Here is a 16551-nt window from a genome sequence, read left to right as displayed (position 1 = left end):
TCCTAGAGAAACCCCATCATCGCAGGTCACAAGGCACTTCTGCGTTCCCCGAGAAACCGTCCACAGACATCAAGCCGGTGGATCCGAGCTCAGTCAGTGGGCTGTCAGGCAGTGGCGACCAGGGCGTCGGCCGGGTGCTGTTCGGCGGGCTTGTGGCGGTAGTAGGTGGCCTGAGAGATCCCCCAGGAACTCACAGACACGGGCCACGGTCGGCTTCTCGCCGCTTACCCTGGCCTCTCGCGGGCTTCCTCGATGTCCTGGCCCGTCACCCGGCTGCCGCCGCGCTTCCTCGGGGGCCCGTCCCGCCTCACGGGAGGGCGCGGTCGCACTGCCTGCACGACTCGCAGATCTTCCTGTGGCCACCAGGACGTCCGCGTCACCACGGTGGTGGAGCCGTCCCGGTCGACCAACACCTGATAGGCGGACCGGCCGTCTGCCCAGTCGCGCCTGGCCCGGGCCATGGCCCAACGCCAGCGGCCCTGCGACACAAGCCACAGGGCGGGCGGGTCGGCCAGGCCAGGTCCACACCGTGGGCGCCGGCCCGTCCTCCGGGCCCCAGGGCCTCGCATGCCGCTCGCCCTCACCCCCGACCACTACGATGCCTGGCTCGACCCCCGTCACTAGGACCCCGACGATCTAGCCGCCCTCCTCGACCAGCCCGCAGGCGGCCACCTGGACGCCCGCCCCGTCTCCACGGCCGTAAACAATGTCCGAACAGCGGCCCTGAGGTGCTCGAAGAGGTCGTGCAGTAGCCGACCGGCGAGCGGCGCGGCGCCGTCATGAAGGTGCCGGCTGCTCGCGCCTCACGGCTTGTGGCCCGCCCGGGACGACGTGCGATGGGTCCCGGACAGGCTCCGCTCCTACTCTGCGGGACAGCCCGGTTCGGCGCCTGCGGGAGCGCTCATGGGTGGCGTGTCAGCGTTGGCGGGCGTCGCCGGTCGCGGCCCGCCTGACGACTCGAGCCCGAGCAGTTGTCGGGGCTGAAGGCTCGGAAGGGCAGTCGATCACAGGGAACGCCGTCTGGCGGCCGCAGACATTCAGCGCAACGCCCTGGTTCGGCTCAGTTGAGGAGGTCGGCAACAAGGTCAGCGAACTCGTCGGGGGAGGCGAGGCGGATACCGAGCTGCTCGGCCTTGGCCCGCTTGGTACCGGCGCCTTCGCCGGCGACGACGAGGCTGGTCTTCCTGGAGACGCTCGAGGACGAGCGTCCTCCGGCCCGCTCGATGAGTTCGTTCATCTCGTTGCGGGTGAGCCGTTCCAGGTCTCCTGTCATGGCACCGGTGACGACCACCGTCATGCCGGCCAGCGGACCGGAGCCGATCGACGCGCCGGCCATGCTGCCGCTGCCGGGGTCGGTCTCGGCAGCCGAGCGTGGGGTGGCACCGGGCTCGGTCATGTTGATGCCGGCAGCGGCGAGTTTGTCGATGAGCGGCGCGAGCTCTGCGAGCTCCGCGACGATCGAAGGGGCCTTCTCCGCACCGATGCCCTCGACCTGCTGCATCGCCTCGGCGTCCGCGGCGCGAACCTGGTCCATGGTGGCGAAGTAGCGGGCGATGCGTCGGGACATGGAGCGGCCGGTGCCGCGGATGCCGAGCGCGCACAGCACGCGCGCCAGCGGCTGCCCCTTGGCCTTGGCGATCGCGGCGAGGAGGTTGTCGGTGCTGGTTTCACCCATCCGGTCCAGGCCGAGCAGCTGGTCGCGCTGCAGCGTGAACAGGTCCGCGAGATCGGTGACCAGGCCTGAGTCGACGAGCTGGACGATGCGGGTCTGGCCCAGGCCCTCGATGTCGAGCTGGTCTCGGCCGGCGGCATAGGCGAGAGAGGCGACCAGGTGGCAGTTGCGGCCCTGGGCGCACCGCCAGCGTTCCTCGCTGGTGTCGATGCCGGAGCCGCAGCGGGGGCAGTGCTCGGGGAAGGTTATGGGCGTCTCCTCGCCCGTGCGCAGGTGGGCGACGGGCGCCTCGATGCGGGGGATGACGTCGCCGGCGCGATGGACCATGACGTGGTCGCCCAGGAGCAATCCGCGACGGGTGATGTCGGCCGGGTTGTGCAGGGTGGCGTAGGTGATGGTGGAGCCATCGATCAGTACTGGTTCGAGGACAGCGTGCGGGGCGATGATCCCGGTGCGGCCGACGTTCCACTCCACCTCCAGCAGCCGGGTGATCTTCTCCACGGCCGGCAGCTTGTAGGCGATCGCCCACCGGGGTGCACGGGAACCGGATCCGGCCGCCTCCTGGTCGGCGGCGAGGTCGGCCTTGATGACGATGCCGTCGATACCGAAGGGCAGCTCCGCACGCGCAGCGGCGATCTCCTTCACGCGGGCCAGGACCTGCTCCGGGTCGTGGGCGACCTGGTCCGGGACGGCGGTCCGGGCGCTGGTGTGTACTCCGAAGTCGGCGGCCAGTTTCATCAGGTCGCTGTGTGCAGATGCGCTCAGCCGTTCGGCGAGGGCCGGGTCGCTGTCCGGCGTGGGAAGCAGGCCGTAGCCGAAGAAGGTCATCGGGACCGTGTAGGCGCGCTCCTTGGCCCGCAGTGTGCCGGCGGCCGCGTTGCGCGGATTGGCGAACGGCTGTCCGCCGTGAGCCGTGCGCACTTCGTTGGCGTGCTCGAACTGAGCCGTGGTCATGAGGACTTCGCCGCGAACCTCCACGGTGACCGGCTCGTCCAGGGTCGCGGGCAGTCCCTGGATGGTGCCTATCGCGTGCGAGACGTCCTCCCCGGCCGTCCCGTCCCCGCGAGTGATCAGTTTGGTGAGGCGGCCGCTGCTGTAGCGGGCGGCGACCGCCAGCCCGTCCAGCTTCGGCCCCACGTGGAACCGCGTGACCTCACGGCCGATCCGCCTGCCCAAAGACACCGTCCAGGCGGTGAATTCCTCCGCGGAGAACACGTTGTCTAGGCTGAGCATCGGCACTGTGTGCGGCACATCGCCCTCGGCGGCACCGGCGGCGATCTTGCCCGTGGGGGAGTCGGGCAGCACTTGATCGGGGTGTTCTGCCTCCCACGCAGCGATCCCCCGCACCAGGCGGTCGTAAGTGTCATCGTCCAGGGGCGACGTGCCACCCGCGTAGTAGGCGGCTGCCGCACGCCCGGCGTCCTCGACCGCTTGAGCGTAGGTGGCGGCATCATCGATCACTGTTGCAGAAGTCGTCATGCTCGGCATCTTGCCGTCCACCACTGACAACGGGGCCGCCGATGAAGGACGGCTTGTGGGTAACGGAACGCCGGAAGCATCGCCAGCCTGGCTGCCGCCACCGTGGGCGTGCGTCCCACCCACCGCCGTGCTGTCAGCCCGCAATGCCTCCAAGACCACATTTCCTGTGCGGAACACCCCCGCGTCGGCGGGGAGGACGACCGTAGCCACGCCATGATGCCGTCGAGGCCCGGAACACCCCCGCGTCGGCGGCGAGGACGCTGCGCTGCTGTTCCTCGGCGGCGCCATCAGCGGAACACCCCCGCGTCGGCGGGGAGCACGTACGGCCCTCGGCGACCGCCTGCGCGTACGCCGGAACACCCCCGCGTCGGCGGGGAGGACAATATGGGCGCGCGGCGCGTCCAGTCCACCGACGGAACACTCCCGCGTCGGCGGGGAGGGCGAGCTCAAGCGAAGCCGGAACACAGCAAGCCATCCGGAACACCCCCGCGTCGGCGGGGAGGACAGGGCCTCCGGGCTGACCAGCTGCTGCTCCAGCGGAACACCCCCGCGTCGGCGGGGAGGACAGAACGAGCGTCTCCGCGTCCAGGTCGCCTCGCGGAACACCCCCGCGTCGGCGGGGAGGACACCACGGGGCGGCCGAGTTTGTCGTTGATCTGCGGAACACCCCCGCGTCGGCGGGGAGGACACACGGGGTCAGCCGCCCAGCTTCGGCAGGAGCGGAACACCCCCGCGTCGGCGGGGAGGACGGTCACTTCCCCTGCAGAGTCTTGGTCGATTCCGGAACACCCCCGCGTCGGCGGGGAGGACTACGGCTCGATGCCGATCATCGTGGAGCCCGACGGAACACCCCCGCGTCGGCGGGGAGGACGACGGCGTCCTGCGCACCACCGCGTACACCTACGGAACACCCCCGCGTCGGCGGGGAGGACGTCGCCCTGGTCTTCGGCGTCGGCCACGATCTCGGAACACCCCCGCGTCGGCGGGGAGGACGACGGTTTCTTCGCTGAGGTCGACGTAGACGACGGAACACCCCCGCGTCGGCGGGGAGGACGTTTCGTACTTCTGGAAGCGGACCGCCTCGGCCGGAACACCCCCGCGTCGGCGGGGAGGACTTCACCGTCTACACGCAGCAGAACGTGCGCGACGGAACACCCCCGCGTCGGCGGGGAGGACGCCTTGACGTACCGCTCCTGCGCCTGGATTGCCGGAACACCCCCGCGTCGGCGGGGAGGACACCTGGTCCCAGGACGCCTTTTCCTTGACCTTCGGAACACCCCCGCGTCGGCGGGGAGGACGCGATGCGCTTGCGGTCGCGCGGATTGGGCGTCGGAACACCCCCGCGTCGGCGGGGAGGACGCCCGGCGATCGGGGATCACCGGACCGCGGCGCGGAACACCCCCGCGTCGGCGGGGAGGACGCCCGGCGATCGGGGATCACCGGACCGCGGCGCGGAACACCCCCGCGTCGGCGGGGAGGACGCCAGGTGCGTCCAGTGCGCCGCCTCCACCCGCGGAACACCCCCGCGTCGGCGGGGAGGACTGCGAGCAGGTCGAGGTCTGGGGCTACAAGGTCGGAACACCCCCGCGTCGGCGGGGAGGACGCGACATCGGCCGAAGCCTTCTTCGGGTCCTGCGGAACACCCCCGCGTCGGCGGGGAGGACGCCGCGGTCTCGACCGTGCTGCCGATGAGCGTCGGAACACCCCCGCGTCGGCGGGGAGGACAGCCCCGCCCTCGCCGTCATGGAAACCCCCGCCGGAACACCCCCGCGTCGGCGGGGAGGACACCGCGAGACTGCCCGTGACGGTGTTCGCTACCGGAACACCCCCGCGTCGGCGGGGAGGACTCCAGCTGCTGGCGCGGTCGGTGTCCGAGGATCGGAACACCCCCGCGTCGGCGGGGAGGACCGCGCTCATCGCGGTAGGCACTATCCCTCTGCCGGAACACCCCCGCGTCGGCGGGGAGGACGACGGCCTCATCTACCTCCTGGCCCTCATCGGCGGAACACCCCCGCGTCGGCGGGGAGGACTGGCTGGGGTCGTGCACGAAGTCGTGGATGTGCGGAACACCCCCGCGTCGGCGGGGAGGACTGCAAGCGCCGCGCGAAGAAGGCCACGGGCGGCGGAACACCCCCGCGTCGGCGGGGAGGACGCCATGGGCAAATTGATACCACGGGGAGCGATCGGAACACCCCCGCGTCGGCGGGGAGGACCAGGTGTACAGCCTGGCGACGCAGTTGGACAGCGGAACACCCCCGCGTCGGCGGGGAGGACGGGGGGTTCCGCTTCGTCTTCGGCCGTCTCGGCGGAACACCCCCGCGTCGGCGGGGAGGACGACGTCTACGACGCGATCACCAAGGCCGACGCCGGAACACCCCCGCGTCGGCGGGGAGGACCTGCTTCTTGGGGTTCGGCAGGGCAGGCACGGCGGAACACCCCCGCGTCGGCGGGGAGGACTGCTGGTACTCCTTGGATTTGAAGGATCCGTGCGGAACACCCCCGCGTCGGCGGGGAGGACATTCGCACGGGGTCTCCTCAGAAGTGGATGGGCGGAACACCCCCGCGTCGGCGGGGAGGACATGCGCCAGGCGTCGGCGGTGTCCGGCATCAGCGGAACACCCCCGCGTCGGCGGGGAGGACTTCCGCGCTTCGGCTGGGGGACATCGAAACTCAGGAACACCCCCGCGTCGGCGGGGAGGACGAAGTCCCCACGTCTTCGATCGATCCCGCCAACGGAACACCCCCGCGTCGGCGGGGAGGACGACCAGCTCCTGCCCCGGCGCTCCGAGGTCAGCGGAACACCCCCGCGTCGGCGGGGAGGACCCAGCCCGCTTCCCCGGCGTCGTCCAGGGCTGCGGAACACCCCCGCGTCGGCGGGGAGGACACCTGGTAGAAGGCGCAGAGCAGCTCGATGGCCGGAACACCCCCGCGTCGGCGGGGAGGACCTCGAGACGATCACCACGACCCGGCAGTGGGGCGGAACACCCCCGCGTCGGCGGGGAGGACGCCTCGAAGCTGAAGACGGCCGTGTCGCTGGACGGAACACCCCCGCGTCGGCGGGGAGGACCCCGTGACGCTGCTCGCCGACTACTCCGAAGACGGAACACCCCCGCGTCGGCGGGGAGGACGCGAGGACGAGGGAGCCGTTTACGGCGTCGTTCGGAACACCCCCGCGTCGGCGGGGAGGACGCTGGCGGGCAGGTGTGGCGGCCGTCACGAATCGGAACACCCCCGCGTCGGCGGGGAGGACACTTTCTGACCTGCAACTCACGGACCGTTTTGCAATGTCTTTGCCGTCGGTGGTCCTGTCATGCGGATGAGGGTAAGGCCTTCGAAGTCGATGGGGATGCGACGACGGGTGCCAGCGGTGCGGAGAGCGTAGCCCTGTTCGGTGGGGGCGGGGTGGATGAGGAGGGCGGCGCCGTCAGTGACGGTTTCGGTGACGGCGTTCCAGAGTTCGTCGCGGACGCGAGCGGAGACGCTGCCGACGAAGATGCCGGGGACTACTTCGCTGGTCCAGCGGCTGAGGGCGCCGCGCAGGTGGTCGGGGACGGCGGTGGTGGCGATGACGACCATGGACGGCATCAGTTGTCGCTTTCGGCGGCGTAGTTGACGCCTGCTGGCAGGACTCCGGCTTGCGGGTCCCAGAGGTGGACCATGTCGGCTTCTCGGCGTTCTGAGCGGTCTTCTGGATCTGCGCCGGGGGTGAGCAGTGTCTGGATGTCGTTAACGATGCGGGGCAGGAGGCGCAGGAGGCGGAGTTCTTCTCGGAAACGGCGGCGTGCTTCTTGTTCGGGGTTGGGGGATTGGTGGAGGGCGAAGGCGAGGGGGACGGTGGTTTCGGCTTTGTAAAGGTCGGCGATGTCGTAGACGAAGGCGTGCTGGGTGCCTGTATGGACGAAGCCGAGCGCGGGGGAACAGCCGAGGGCGAGCAGGGCGGCGTGGACGATGCCGTAGAGGCAGGTGTTGGCGGCTGACAGGGCGAGATTGACGGGGTCCTGGTCGTGCCACTGGTCGGGGTGGTAGTTGCGGCGGAAGCGGCCGATGCCGTGTTGTTGGGCCAGGAGCCGGTAGAGGGCTTTCATCCGCTGGCCTTCCATGCCGCGCAGCTGCGCGAGTGTCGTGCCGTCGGGTACTTCGTCGTTGAAGCGCATGCCGTACATGCGGGTGGCGACATCGAGGCGGCGCTCGGTGTCGGTCCATGCGGCGACTTGCTGTTCGAGCCAGTGGGTGGTGAGGGAGTCGGGCAGGATTGCGGCGTAGGTGCGGACGACGCCGGCGCCGGTGCATACGACGCTGGTGCCGTGGCGGGCGAGGGTTGCCAGGGCTGGGGTGGTGATGGAGACGCCGGGGCCGAGCAGGAGGCAGGAAAGGGCGGCGGTGGGGATGTATACGGTGTCGGTGCGGCGGTCCTGGGTGGGGATCTGGGCGCACACGCCGGTGTCGTCTTGGACGATGCGGACCATGTCCATGTAGAGGAACGACAGGGAGTCCGCGACGCGGGGCAGCATGGCCAGGGTGGGGGCGGCGAGGCGTTTGCGGGCGTTGCCGCCCCTTCTGGGTGCGCTCACGTGGTTCTGGCCGGGGCGAGGCTGAGGAGGCCGGCGCCGTAAGCCTTGCCACGTCCGATGCCCGTGAGGACGGCTTGGGTGAGGGCGTCGGGGTCGGTGATGGTGGCGGTGCCGTCGTAGCGGATCAGGCTGTGCCGCATGGGCGGGGCGTCGGCGCCACGCGGCTTTGCGGCGGCGAGGTTGGTGGGGGTGAGGACGTGGAGTTGGAGACCGGCGTCGGCAGCGCGCTGTATCCACCACTGGTCGGCATCCGGCCCGGACAGTGGGATGGTGCGGCCCCTGTGGCCCTTGCGTTCAAGCGGCAGGCGTTCTCGTTTGACGGGGTTGAGGACGATCCGGTAGCTGACTGGCAGGCCTTTGCGCAGGGCGGTGAACATGGGGGTCAGGTCTTTAAGGTCGGTGTGGCCGTAGTCGGCGGGCAGCCGGGCGGGGTCGATGGTGTTGCCTTGGATGAGGAGGGTGCTGGTGGCGGTTTCGTCGACGCGGTAGAGCAGGCCGGCCGTGCGGCGGGGAGAGTCGCCGAGGTTGTCGGGGGCGAGCCGCATGACGGTGCGGTGCATCTGGGTGGCGTCGCGCAGGTCGCGTTGGACGGCGCGGCTGTAGGGGTTGAGACGGATGCGGGCGATCACCGCGGTGGGGCTCATGCGGCGTTCTCCTCCAGGCAGTAGGCGATCAGCTGGTCCGTCAGCTGCCGGCTGGGGCAGGTCAAGGAGTGCGCAAGGCGGTGCTCGACCCGGTAGATGCGCCGGGTGCGGTGGCTGCGCTGATGCTGGGCGAAGCTGACCGGATAGTCGTTGGCGGTAAGGATGTCCACCTCGTTGTCCGGTACGTCGGCGGGCGCCTGCTCGTACAGGAACGTGACCGGGACGGTCTCGGGCGCAGGGTGCGCGGGTTCGCGGCTGAGCGGCACGCGGTGGCGCAGTTCGTCCTCGGGGTCGGCGACGTGGGCGCGCAGCAGGAACGGCTCGTCGGGCACGCAGGAGCGGCGTCCGAGGTAGGGCGCCCACTGCGGGTGTTGCACGGCGTGGGCGATGCGTGCGGTGTCGTTTTCGGGGCCGGTGACGGCGATGGTGAACACGGCGTCGGCCAGGTAGTGGCGGCGGGTGATGACGGCGGCGCCCTTGTTGCTGCCGCCGCTGGTGGCCGCGGTCTGCGCTTTGGGGAAGCCGCCGCCGACCGTGTGGTAGTCGACCAGCCGGACGCCGGGCCGGTCCACGCGCACGGTGAACTGGAGACGGTCGTACGCGTCGAGCCCGTCCTCATGGCGGGCGCGGCCCTCGGCTGCGGCGAGGATGCCGGTCAGAGCGGAGCGGGTGGGGAAGGGCGCGCTGTCGCGCACGGGGGTGAACGCGGAGCGCTCACCCCAGGACTGCAACGGGCCAGCCAGGCGTAGCAGCAAACCGCTCACTGCTGCGCTCCCGTTTCAGGCAGGGCTGCTTCCACGGCGGCCTCGATCAGCAAGTCGAAGGAGTCGTGCGGATTACCGAGGCCGCTGAGCTGCTCGCCGGGGGCGATGGTGGCATGGCCGTGGAAGGGGCGGTGGCGCTCGCCGGTGAGCCGGTTGATGTTGGCCGTGTACGAGGCGAGGGCGTGCCGGGACGGCCTGGCGTACCCGCCGGTCGCATCCGCGGTGACCGGCGCCTCGAACGCGGCGGCGAGGGAGAGCGGGCGGTGCTCGCGCACGGCCAGGTAGGCCAGGTCGGGCAGGGTGTGCGGGGCGGTGCTGTTCTTCTTCGCCTGTGGCAGCGACATAAGGAAGTGCTCGGCGAACGAGGCCAGCACGGTGCGGGCCGCCTTCTGGTCGCCCTCGAGGTTCTTGACCAGGTCGGCGACGTTGACGGTGGCGTACCGATAGAAGACGCCGGAGCTGAACTCGGCGGTGTCCAGGTGGCCGCTGCCGGTCTCGGCTTCGCCGAGCCAGTCGTCGACGGCGGTGAAGTAGTCGCGCTGCGGCTCGCTGGCGTGGGTGGTGAAGGCGTGCGCGACCTGGGCCGCGCCGTCGACGTTGGCGTCGGGCAGCTCGGCCAGCATCCGGCCCAGCAGGCTGATGGAGGCGGTGCGCCGCTTGAGGATCTCCTCGATGCGGGTCGGCGGAAGCAGCTGGCCCGGGTTCTTCTTGCCCTGGGCCTTGTCCAGCTCGCTGCGGTGTTCCTCGCACACGGCGGCGAGCTCCTCGATCGCGGCCTCGGGCAGGAACAGCAGGACCGAGGTGTGGCCGGCCTTCTCCGTCCCGATGCCCTTCTTGCCGGCGCTCGCGGCGACTTGAGCCCCGGCGAATGCGGCCAGCTCTTCAGGCCAGCCCGCCCGCTGCAGGGCCTGGCGGACCTTCACCGGGACCATGCGGGTGCGGGCGGCCCGCTCGCCGAGGTCCCGCTCGACACCTTGGCGGATGACGCGCTTCCAGGACTGGCTGGAGACGCGGATGCGGGAAGCGCCGCCGTACTGGACCTGCTTCGGTGAGCCGAGGTCGTCGCGGTTGAGGTTGGCTGCCGGCACCGACTGCAGGGCGCTGAGGTCCAGGTAGAGGGTCATCGTGCGTTCTCCTTGATCGTGTCGGGTCCGGGGTTTTCGGTGCTGGTGTCGTGGGGTTCTGTCTCGGCGCTGGTGGTGCGGAAGTAGCTTTCTAGCCAGCGGGTGGCGATCTTGTCGCGGTCGCGGTTCCACCAGGCGAGGTCCTCCAGGAGGACAGCCCAGTCCACGCTGATGCCGCCGCTCAGGAGTTGCCGGATCAGGCCGGGCAGGTAGGGGTGGATGGCGTCGGTGGTCTGCCGGGACATCAGGTGCAGGGTGCTCTCGGCGGTGGCCGGCTTCATGACGCCTTTGGTGACGGCCTGGCCGAGGGCGGCCCCGAGGTTGGGCCGCGTGTACCAGTCGGGGAGGGTGTCGCTGTCGGCAGCGTCGGGCGCCGGTGTGTGGCGGGCTGTGCGGGGGCGGGCTGCGATCAGTGCGGCCACGGCGTAGTGGGCCCGCTTGGTCTCGGGGTGAATTCGGTCGCCGGTGCCGTCATCCGCCGGGTTGGACAGCCACGGCACGAGGTGGCGGTGCAGGTAGTTGCACCGTTCGATAGGCAGGCCCAGTCCTCTGCGCAGCTCGGCCCTAGTGCCCTTGGACTCGCACAGGCGGTGCACGTAGGCCACGAAGCGATCGGAGGCTCGTGGGCGGTTCTTCGACGGCGCGGACGTTGCCGTCGTGGTGGTGGAAGCGGTCATGGCACATCCCTGGAAGGGGTGGAAGGGAAGGAAACGGCAGCGGCAAAGTTCGCCGGGCCAGGAGACGAACGCCGGATCGGATCAGGCGTTCGTGGTGGTGGGCAGCAGCCCGAGGAGGATGGCGCGGGCGCGGCTGCGGGCCCGCGCCACTCGGATGTCGGCGCGGTTGGCCGGCCCGATCGCCTCGTCCAAGGCGGCCAGCGCCGTTTCGACGAACGGCCGCTCGATGGCGGCGCCGATGCGTTCGGGTCGCGCCAGGTCCCAGAACACGCTCTCGGCGGCCGACCAGTACCGGGCAAGAGCCTGCGTGGCCCACGGTCCGGGCTTTTTCTCGTCGATTCTGATCTTGGCCTTCGCGGAGGCGTCGATGTTGATGTCGGTGGCGATCTTCCAGGCGACCTTCGCGGCGAAGCCCAGACGCGTCCCGGCGTCCTCGGCGAGGCGGTGACAGCGGCGGACGTGGTGCGCCATCTGCGGGTCGGTCTCCTCCTGCCACTGCAGGATGGTCGGGGTCGTCGCCTGGAACCAGACGCTGTCCTTTTGCTGCCCGTCCTGTTCGAACCCGTAGGCACGCACGCGCAGCGACGGCAGCAACGTCTTGGGCAGGTCCTCCAGGCACGGCGGCCGCTGGGCGTCCTGCAGGCTGTCCTTCAGCAGCAGGGAGTCCAGGTCCCGCCACAGCGCCCGGCCGCCGTCCGCTTCCCGCGGCTGGAACGCCCCGTCCTTGCGCCGGTCCAGAATCTGGTAGGGATCACGTACCTGATGTGCGCTCTCGTGCGTCGACCAGGTGATGTAGGCATCCGTGACCGACCGGTGGTCGGCCGAGGGCACCAGCAGGACCGCGTGACGGAACCGACCCGTCAGCAGCCGGCCCGGCCAGGTCACGGGTTTCACAGGCCCCAGCGGGTCGTTGAGTTCTTCCTCCCACGGGCAGGCATCCGGTGTTTCCCAGTCGGCCTCGGCCTGCGGGCTGGGGACGGCCAGCACGAGAGTCGTGAACAGCTGCGGTGCCCAGGCGAAGTAGGAGACGGACTTCCGCAGCGGCGCCGCGTCGCCACTGCCCGCCCGCTGAGCGGTGATCCGCCGGGGCGTGCACTGGCCTGACGGCCCAAAGTACAGCTGGGCGAGCAGATGCCACACGGCCTCGTGCGCCGGAACGGGTACCGGCGCGGTGTCCGTGAAGTGCCCGAACAGCACTGCACCGTTGATACCCGTCGGCCGGCCGAGCACCAGCTTGTTCACCCCGGACGGATTCGGCGCCCCCTTGGCGTCCACGCACTGCGTAGTCAGCCGCGGATCCTGCAGGAAGGGCCGCTGCGCATCGAAGAGGTCGAACCGGCCCGCCGGGACCTCGGTATCGAGGTAGGCGTCCACCGCATCGGGATCGAACCGGCCCTGCTTCAGCACGCGCCGCCGCAGGGTCAGCCATTTCCCGATGTCCTCGGCAACGCCCGCGTCGTCCAGACGGACACCCGCATCCCGGCCGATCCTCGCGGTGATCACCGCTAGGACGCGCAGCAGCCCCGCTGCGGCCGGCGGCACCGGAAGTTGAAGATCCGCGATCTCGTGAGCCCGCTTGAACAGCTCTCGCAGCCCCAGCCGCACCGGCTCACCGGTCACCAACTGCACCGGAATCCACGGCTCGTCCCGCAGATCGAACCCCCCACCCACAAAACCTCCCCAGAAAGCAGCTCGCTGCAACACCGGGCACGGCAACAGGCCCCCCTGGCCGCGCTCACCCGGCGTTGGGGGCGACATTGAAACACCCGCCACTGACAACGGCCCGTGAAAGGGCGATGCCGACCAGTAGAGCACCTCCGTACCGGCACCCGCAGGCATTTAGAGAAGGTGGAAGGGTAGGGGTGGTTATTAGGAGGGGGGAGCGGGAGTTGCGCGTGCGGGAGAACCGCTACGGTCGCCGACCTGACGCTACGTCGGCACTCTCACAGCCGACGTCACCAGACCATCAAAAAGGGGGGGGACTGTGCATCAGTCCGTGCTACCGAATCCGTGGGCCCAGGCCGCCCCGTGGGCCGTCGTCATCACAGTCATCATCGTTGTCATCGGCCTGGGGCCGGACCCGGCCACCGTCACGGCGTGCAGCACGATCCTGCTCGCCGCTGCGAGACGTACCGGCGTCTGACAAGCTAGCTCTCCAGCCGACGGCCTCGCTGGCGAAAGCTGCTTCCCCGCCGATGCGGGGGTGTTCCAGTGGACGGGCACGGGCGGCTCTGCCACCGAGATCCCTCCCCGCCGACGTGGGGGTGCCAGGCAGAGCCATGCTCGCTCACCGCCGGACCAGCCCGAGGTCCTGGTCCAGGCAGAGAGCCTTGCCGCCCACGCCCACCGGCTGAACGCGGCCGTCCTTGACGGGCTGATGCAGCACGCGGACGTCGCTGAGCATCGGATGCTGCTCCCACGACTCGGGAGGGCTCAGCAGGTCATGGTCCTCGGCACGGAACCAGTCGGCGCGCACCGGGATGGCGCGCCGCATCACTGCCCGGACATCGGTGGCCCGCATCTTCTCGTCCGGGCGGGGATCGGGGATCGGTTCGTTGCCCGCCAGGTCGAGTGTCCTGCGTCCGTCGGGCTGGAGGTATGCGCACAGCAGCCGGACCGAATCCGCTCCCAGCCGGGTGGCGGCCTCCCACTCGTCTTCTTCACCCGGCAGGCTGTGCAGTGCGTGCAGGCCGGATACGAGTCTGGCTTTGGGCACGGCCACCAGGCCGGCGACGCTTCGCTCGGCCAGGTCTTTGCCGCGGTGGGCGGTCCAGGCTGACTTCAGGCGGCCATCGGGAATGTCCCAGTCGACCGTCTGGCCGTTGTCTCCGTGCACCGCCTCGACGAGTTCCTGTACATCACCGGGGATCGAGACCGTCCCCTTGGGTAGCCCGGCCAGCTTCGCCGAGGTGGCGGCGAGCAGGAACTCGCTGTAGATCTCGCCCCACTGCCGCGGTAGCCGGCCGTCCTCGGCCAGAGGGTCGAGGACGACAAGGCGCGGTCCGCGTGCCCAGGCCGGGCGGCCCCGTCCGTGCGGATACCCGTTCTTGGCCCACCAGTTCTCGTGACGCCAGCACCGGCCGGCCCGCTGCAGCAACAGCGCGAGCGGAGCGAGGTCGCTGATGACAACGTCGGCATCCAGATCGAGTGACTGCTCGACAACTTGGGTCGCCACCACGATCCGGCGCACCGGCCGTGGACCTGAACGGCCCATTCCGTCCGTCACCTCCGACGTGCGCTCTTCCCGCACGTCTCCGGGGAAACGGGCGTGCAGCAGCTGCACGATCCCCCCGTCGGCATAAGAGCGGTCATCGAAGCGTTCACGGAGCCTTCGGTAGGTCTCCTGCGCGTCGCCGACTGTGTTGCACACCACCAGGGCAGTGCCGCCCTCCCCGGTGGCAACCGGCTCCACCAGGCGTTCGACGACCGCAAGACGGTTGCGCGCACCGCCCTGCGCGCCGTGCACGACCGGCTCGATACGGACCTGAAGGTCCATGCTCCGCTCGGCGGCCTGCTCCCGCTGCCGCGACGGCGACATCTGCGCACTCTTAGCGGTGGCGCCGTCCACATACAGCCAGCCGGGATACGGAGCCGGGAACGTCCGCCCGGCCAGCGCCCTCCGGCTGTGTCCGGCACCTTGCAGGTACTCCTTGATCAACCGGTCGCTGACCGAAGCGGGCAGTGTGGCCGACAGAAGGACGACGGGAACGCCGTAGGTCCCGAGCCAGTTCAGCAGCCGGCCCAGCAGCACCTGCATGTAGGGGTCGTAGGCGTGCGCCTCGTCCACGATGAACGTCTTGCCCGACAGAGCAAGCAGCCGCAACGCGTTGTGCCGCACCGGCAGGATGGACATCAGCGCCTGGTCGATCGTGCCGACCGCGAACTGCGCGAGCAGCGGACGCTTGGCACCACGCAGCCACTGCGCAGGACGCCGGCCCGTCGGCACCCGCTCGCCTCCCGGCAGGCCCTCGTCCGCGTCGCACGTGATGACACCCGGGCCTGCATGTAGGTCCTCGTCCGCATAAGCGCTGTTCAGCCACGCCATGCTGTGCACGAGAGTCAGCCCTGCTCCCTGCCCGGACTGGCGCAGCAGCGTCCGTGCGATACGCCCGTACATCTGGTCACTGGTCGCCATTGTCGGCAGCAAAAACGCAAACCCCCGCGTACCGAAGGCACAGGTGAGGACCCGCTCCGCTTCCAGAGCCGCCTCGCTCTTGCCGTCCCCGGGCGCAGCTGTGACCAGCAGGATGCCACCCCTGCCCGCCGAGCCCACCGCCGCCGGCAGCTCCTCCATGACCGACTGCTGCAGCGGATTGGGCCGCCCCGAGATCCCGTACGCCTCGGCGAACTCCTTGCGCTGCAGCTGCACCGGTTCGAGGCCCGCACCCGCCACAAGAGCAGCCGCGTCGAGACAGGACTGCGCGAAATGCGCCCCGAGTGAGGACTCAAGAGCCCGCTGCCTGCGCCGCAGATAGTCTTCCTGGCTGACCAGCCAGTCCGCGAGAATGACCAGCCCCGTGACCAGCACAGCCGGAGCCGCATCAAACGACTCCGGCGCCGGCGGAGACCCCAGCAGCCCATACACCGTTGAAGCATGCGCCACACGCTGCCGCGCCCAGACAGGCCCACCCAGAAAAGCCGAACCGCTCACCTGCTCATTCCGGTGGAACCGGCCGTGATGGCCACCCACGATCTCCGCGACCCGCTCGGCGGCATCCATCTCGCCATCATCATCGAAACCCAAAACCGCCAGCACGTCCTCGGCGACCCGCATCCCCGCCACATCATGGCCGTACCGCTCGCCGCACATACTCGAGCGCCCGGCAGCAAGCTCCTCACTCAAAAACTCGCTGCCGTGCCGGGAACAGAACTGAAAACCCGACAGCTTTCCGATGTCATGCAGCCCGGCGCACAGGCCCACCACCTCACGCGCCCTGCCCCAGTCACCCACCAGCCCCAGACCAGCCGCGATACCGCGCCGCTGACCATCCGACAGGTACACATCCCACAAATGCAAAGCCATCGCAGCAGCATCCAGAAGATGCCTCACCAACGGATACGGCGGCAGCCGCAGGTCCAGCCCCCGGGACTTCCCCCACACCGACTCATCCGGCCTCTCCCCCAACCCCACCGGCAAGACCAATCCCTCCCAACAACAACCGCCAACCCTCGCCGGCCACAGATCCAAACACACACCACCGACAACGGCCCCTGACATCCCGCGCGGCTACAGTGGCCACCGTGAACCACCCACCACAGCATCCCGCGATCACACCAAAAGCAAATCAACGGCAAAGCCACTCCTAACTATGAACCGCCCCGGTTCGAATAGAGACTCGATTTCATGAAAGGATCGAGTCATGGCACGACCCTCCCGTTACCCGCTTGAGCTCCGCCGCCGTGCAGTGCGCATGGTCGCCGAGGTGCGCGACGACTACCCGAACGAGACGGCCGCCTTGCAAGCGGTGACCGACAAGCTCGGCATCGGCTCCCGCGAGACGCTGCGGAACTGGGTGAAGCAGCACGAGATCGACGCGGGCCAGCGCCCGGGGACGACGACGGAGGAGTCTGCCCAGCTCAAGGCGCTGAAGAAGGAGAACGCCGAACTCAAGCGGGCCAA

The 16551-nt window shown here is 69.8% G+C and carries 10 protein-coding genes and 1 CRISPR repeat array; of the genes, 1 reads left to right on the top strand and 9 read right to left on the bottom strand.

Translation table 11 applies throughout. The features are described from left to right. Positions 1-1060 precede the first annotated feature (1060 nt). The 9 genes from ligA to cas3 all read right to left on the bottom strand — a co-directional run bounded on the left by ligA (position 1061) and on the right by cas3 (position 16032). Positions 1061-3151, bottom strand: a complete 2091-nt coding sequence (gene ligA, locus ACIBJF_RS46375; RefSeq protein ID WP_399183623.1) for an NAD-dependent DNA ligase LigA — start codon at positions 3149-3151, stop codon at positions 1061-1063. A gap of 169 nt (positions 3152-3320) precedes the next feature. Continuing rightward, positions 3321-6401: a CRISPR direct-repeat array (repeat unit 29 nt; unit sequence CGGAACACCCCCGCGTCGGCGGGGAGGAC). A 17-nt stretch (positions 6402-6418) separates the two neighbouring features. Beyond that, on the bottom strand, positions 6419-6736 hold the full coding sequence (gene cas2e, locus ACIBJF_RS46370; protein WP_399183621.1) for a type I-E CRISPR-associated endoribonuclease Cas2e: 318 nt from the start codon (positions 6734-6736) through the stop codon (positions 6419-6421). Then, positions 6736-7662: a type I-E CRISPR-associated endonuclease Cas1e gene (gene cas1e / locus ACIBJF_RS46365; protein ID WP_399183625.1), complete on the bottom strand. Its 927-nt coding sequence runs from the start codon at positions 7660-7662 to the stop codon at positions 6736-6738. The genes cas2e and cas1e overlap by 1 nt, the downstream gene beginning before the upstream one ends. 56 nt (positions 7663-7718) lie before the next feature. Next, on the bottom strand, positions 7719-8366 hold the full coding sequence (gene cas6e, locus ACIBJF_RS46360; RefSeq protein WP_399183619.1) for a type I-E CRISPR-associated protein Cas6/Cse3/CasE: 648 nt from the start codon (positions 8364-8366) through the stop codon (positions 7719-7721). Beyond that, positions 8363-9130 carry a type I-E CRISPR-associated protein Cas5/CasD gene (gene cas5e / locus ACIBJF_RS46355; RefSeq protein ID WP_399183617.1) on the bottom strand — a complete coding sequence of 256 codons (768 nt, stop codon included), beginning with the start codon at positions 9128-9130 and terminating at the stop codon, positions 8363-8365. The genes cas6e and cas5e overlap by 4 nt, the downstream gene beginning before the upstream one ends. Then, the gene (gene cas7e, locus ACIBJF_RS46350) at positions 9127-10254 is read right to left on the bottom strand and encodes a type I-E CRISPR-associated protein Cas7/Cse4/CasC (RefSeq protein ID WP_399183615.1); all 1128 of its coding nucleotides are present in this window, start codon (positions 10252-10254) and stop codon (positions 9127-9129) included. Before cas7e ends, cas5e begins: the two co-directional genes overlap by 4 nt. Further along, on the bottom strand, positions 10251-10931 hold the full coding sequence (casB, locus tag ACIBJF_RS46345) for a type I-E CRISPR-associated protein Cse2/CasB (protein WP_399183613.1): 681 nt from the start codon (positions 10929-10931) through the stop codon (positions 10251-10253). Before casB ends, cas7e begins: the two co-directional genes overlap by 4 nt. An 81-nt stretch (positions 10932-11012) precedes the next feature. Continuing rightward, entirely contained in the window at positions 11013-12770 is a 1758-nt protein-coding gene (gene casA / locus ACIBJF_RS46340; protein ID WP_399183611.1) for a type I-E CRISPR-associated protein Cse1/CasA, read from the bottom strand. A gap of 448 nt (positions 12771-13218) precedes the next feature. Beyond that, positions 13219-16032, bottom strand: coding sequence for a CRISPR-associated helicase Cas3' (cas3, locus tag ACIBJF_RS46335; RefSeq protein WP_399183609.1), 2814 nt, complete (start codon positions 16030-16032; stop codon positions 13219-13221). 259 nt (positions 16033-16291) lie between these two features. On the opposite strand from cas3, the gene ACIBJF_RS46330 reads away from it, so the two are divergent. Then, the coding region (locus tag ACIBJF_RS46330) for a transposase (RefSeq protein WP_399183606.1) at positions 16292-16551 on the top strand (260 nt) is incomplete at its 3' end.

This window comes from Streptomyces sp. NPDC050743, assembly GCF_044456925.1.
Lineage (GTDB): Bacteria > Actinomycetota > Actinomycetes > Streptomycetales > Streptomycetaceae > Streptomyces.
Note: the sequence above shows the minus strand (reverse complement) of the source record. Positions and strands in the feature narration are given on the sequence as shown.

What these genes read in the sequence shown, in the direction of transcription:
- ligA (WP_399183623.1), bottom strand. Translation starts at nt 3,151, where the DNA reads ATGACGACTTCTGCAACAGTGATCGATGATGCCGCCACCTACGCTCAA.
- cas2e (WP_399183621.1), bottom strand. Translation starts at nt 6,736, where the DNA reads ATGCCGTCCATGGTCGTCATCGCCACCACCGCCGTCCCCGACCACCTG.
- cas1e (WP_399183625.1), bottom strand. Translation starts at nt 7,662, where the DNA reads ATGCTGCCCCGCGTCGCGGACTCCCTGTCGTTCCTCTACATGGACATG.
- cas6e (WP_399183619.1), bottom strand. Translation starts at nt 8,366, where the DNA reads ATGAGCCCCACCGCGGTGATCGCCCGCATCCGTCTCAACCCCTACAGC.
- cas7e (WP_399183615.1), bottom strand. Translation starts at nt 10,254, where the DNA reads ATGACCCTCTACCTGGACCTCAGCGCCCTGCAGTCGGTGCCGGCAGCC.
- casB (WP_399183613.1), bottom strand. Translation starts at nt 10,931, where the DNA reads ATGACCGCTTCCACCACCACGACGGCAACGTCCGCGCCGTCGAAGAAC.
- casA (WP_399183611.1), bottom strand. Translation starts at nt 12,770, where the DNA reads ATGCCTGCGGGTGCCGGTACGGAGGTGCTCTACTGGTCGGCATCGCCC.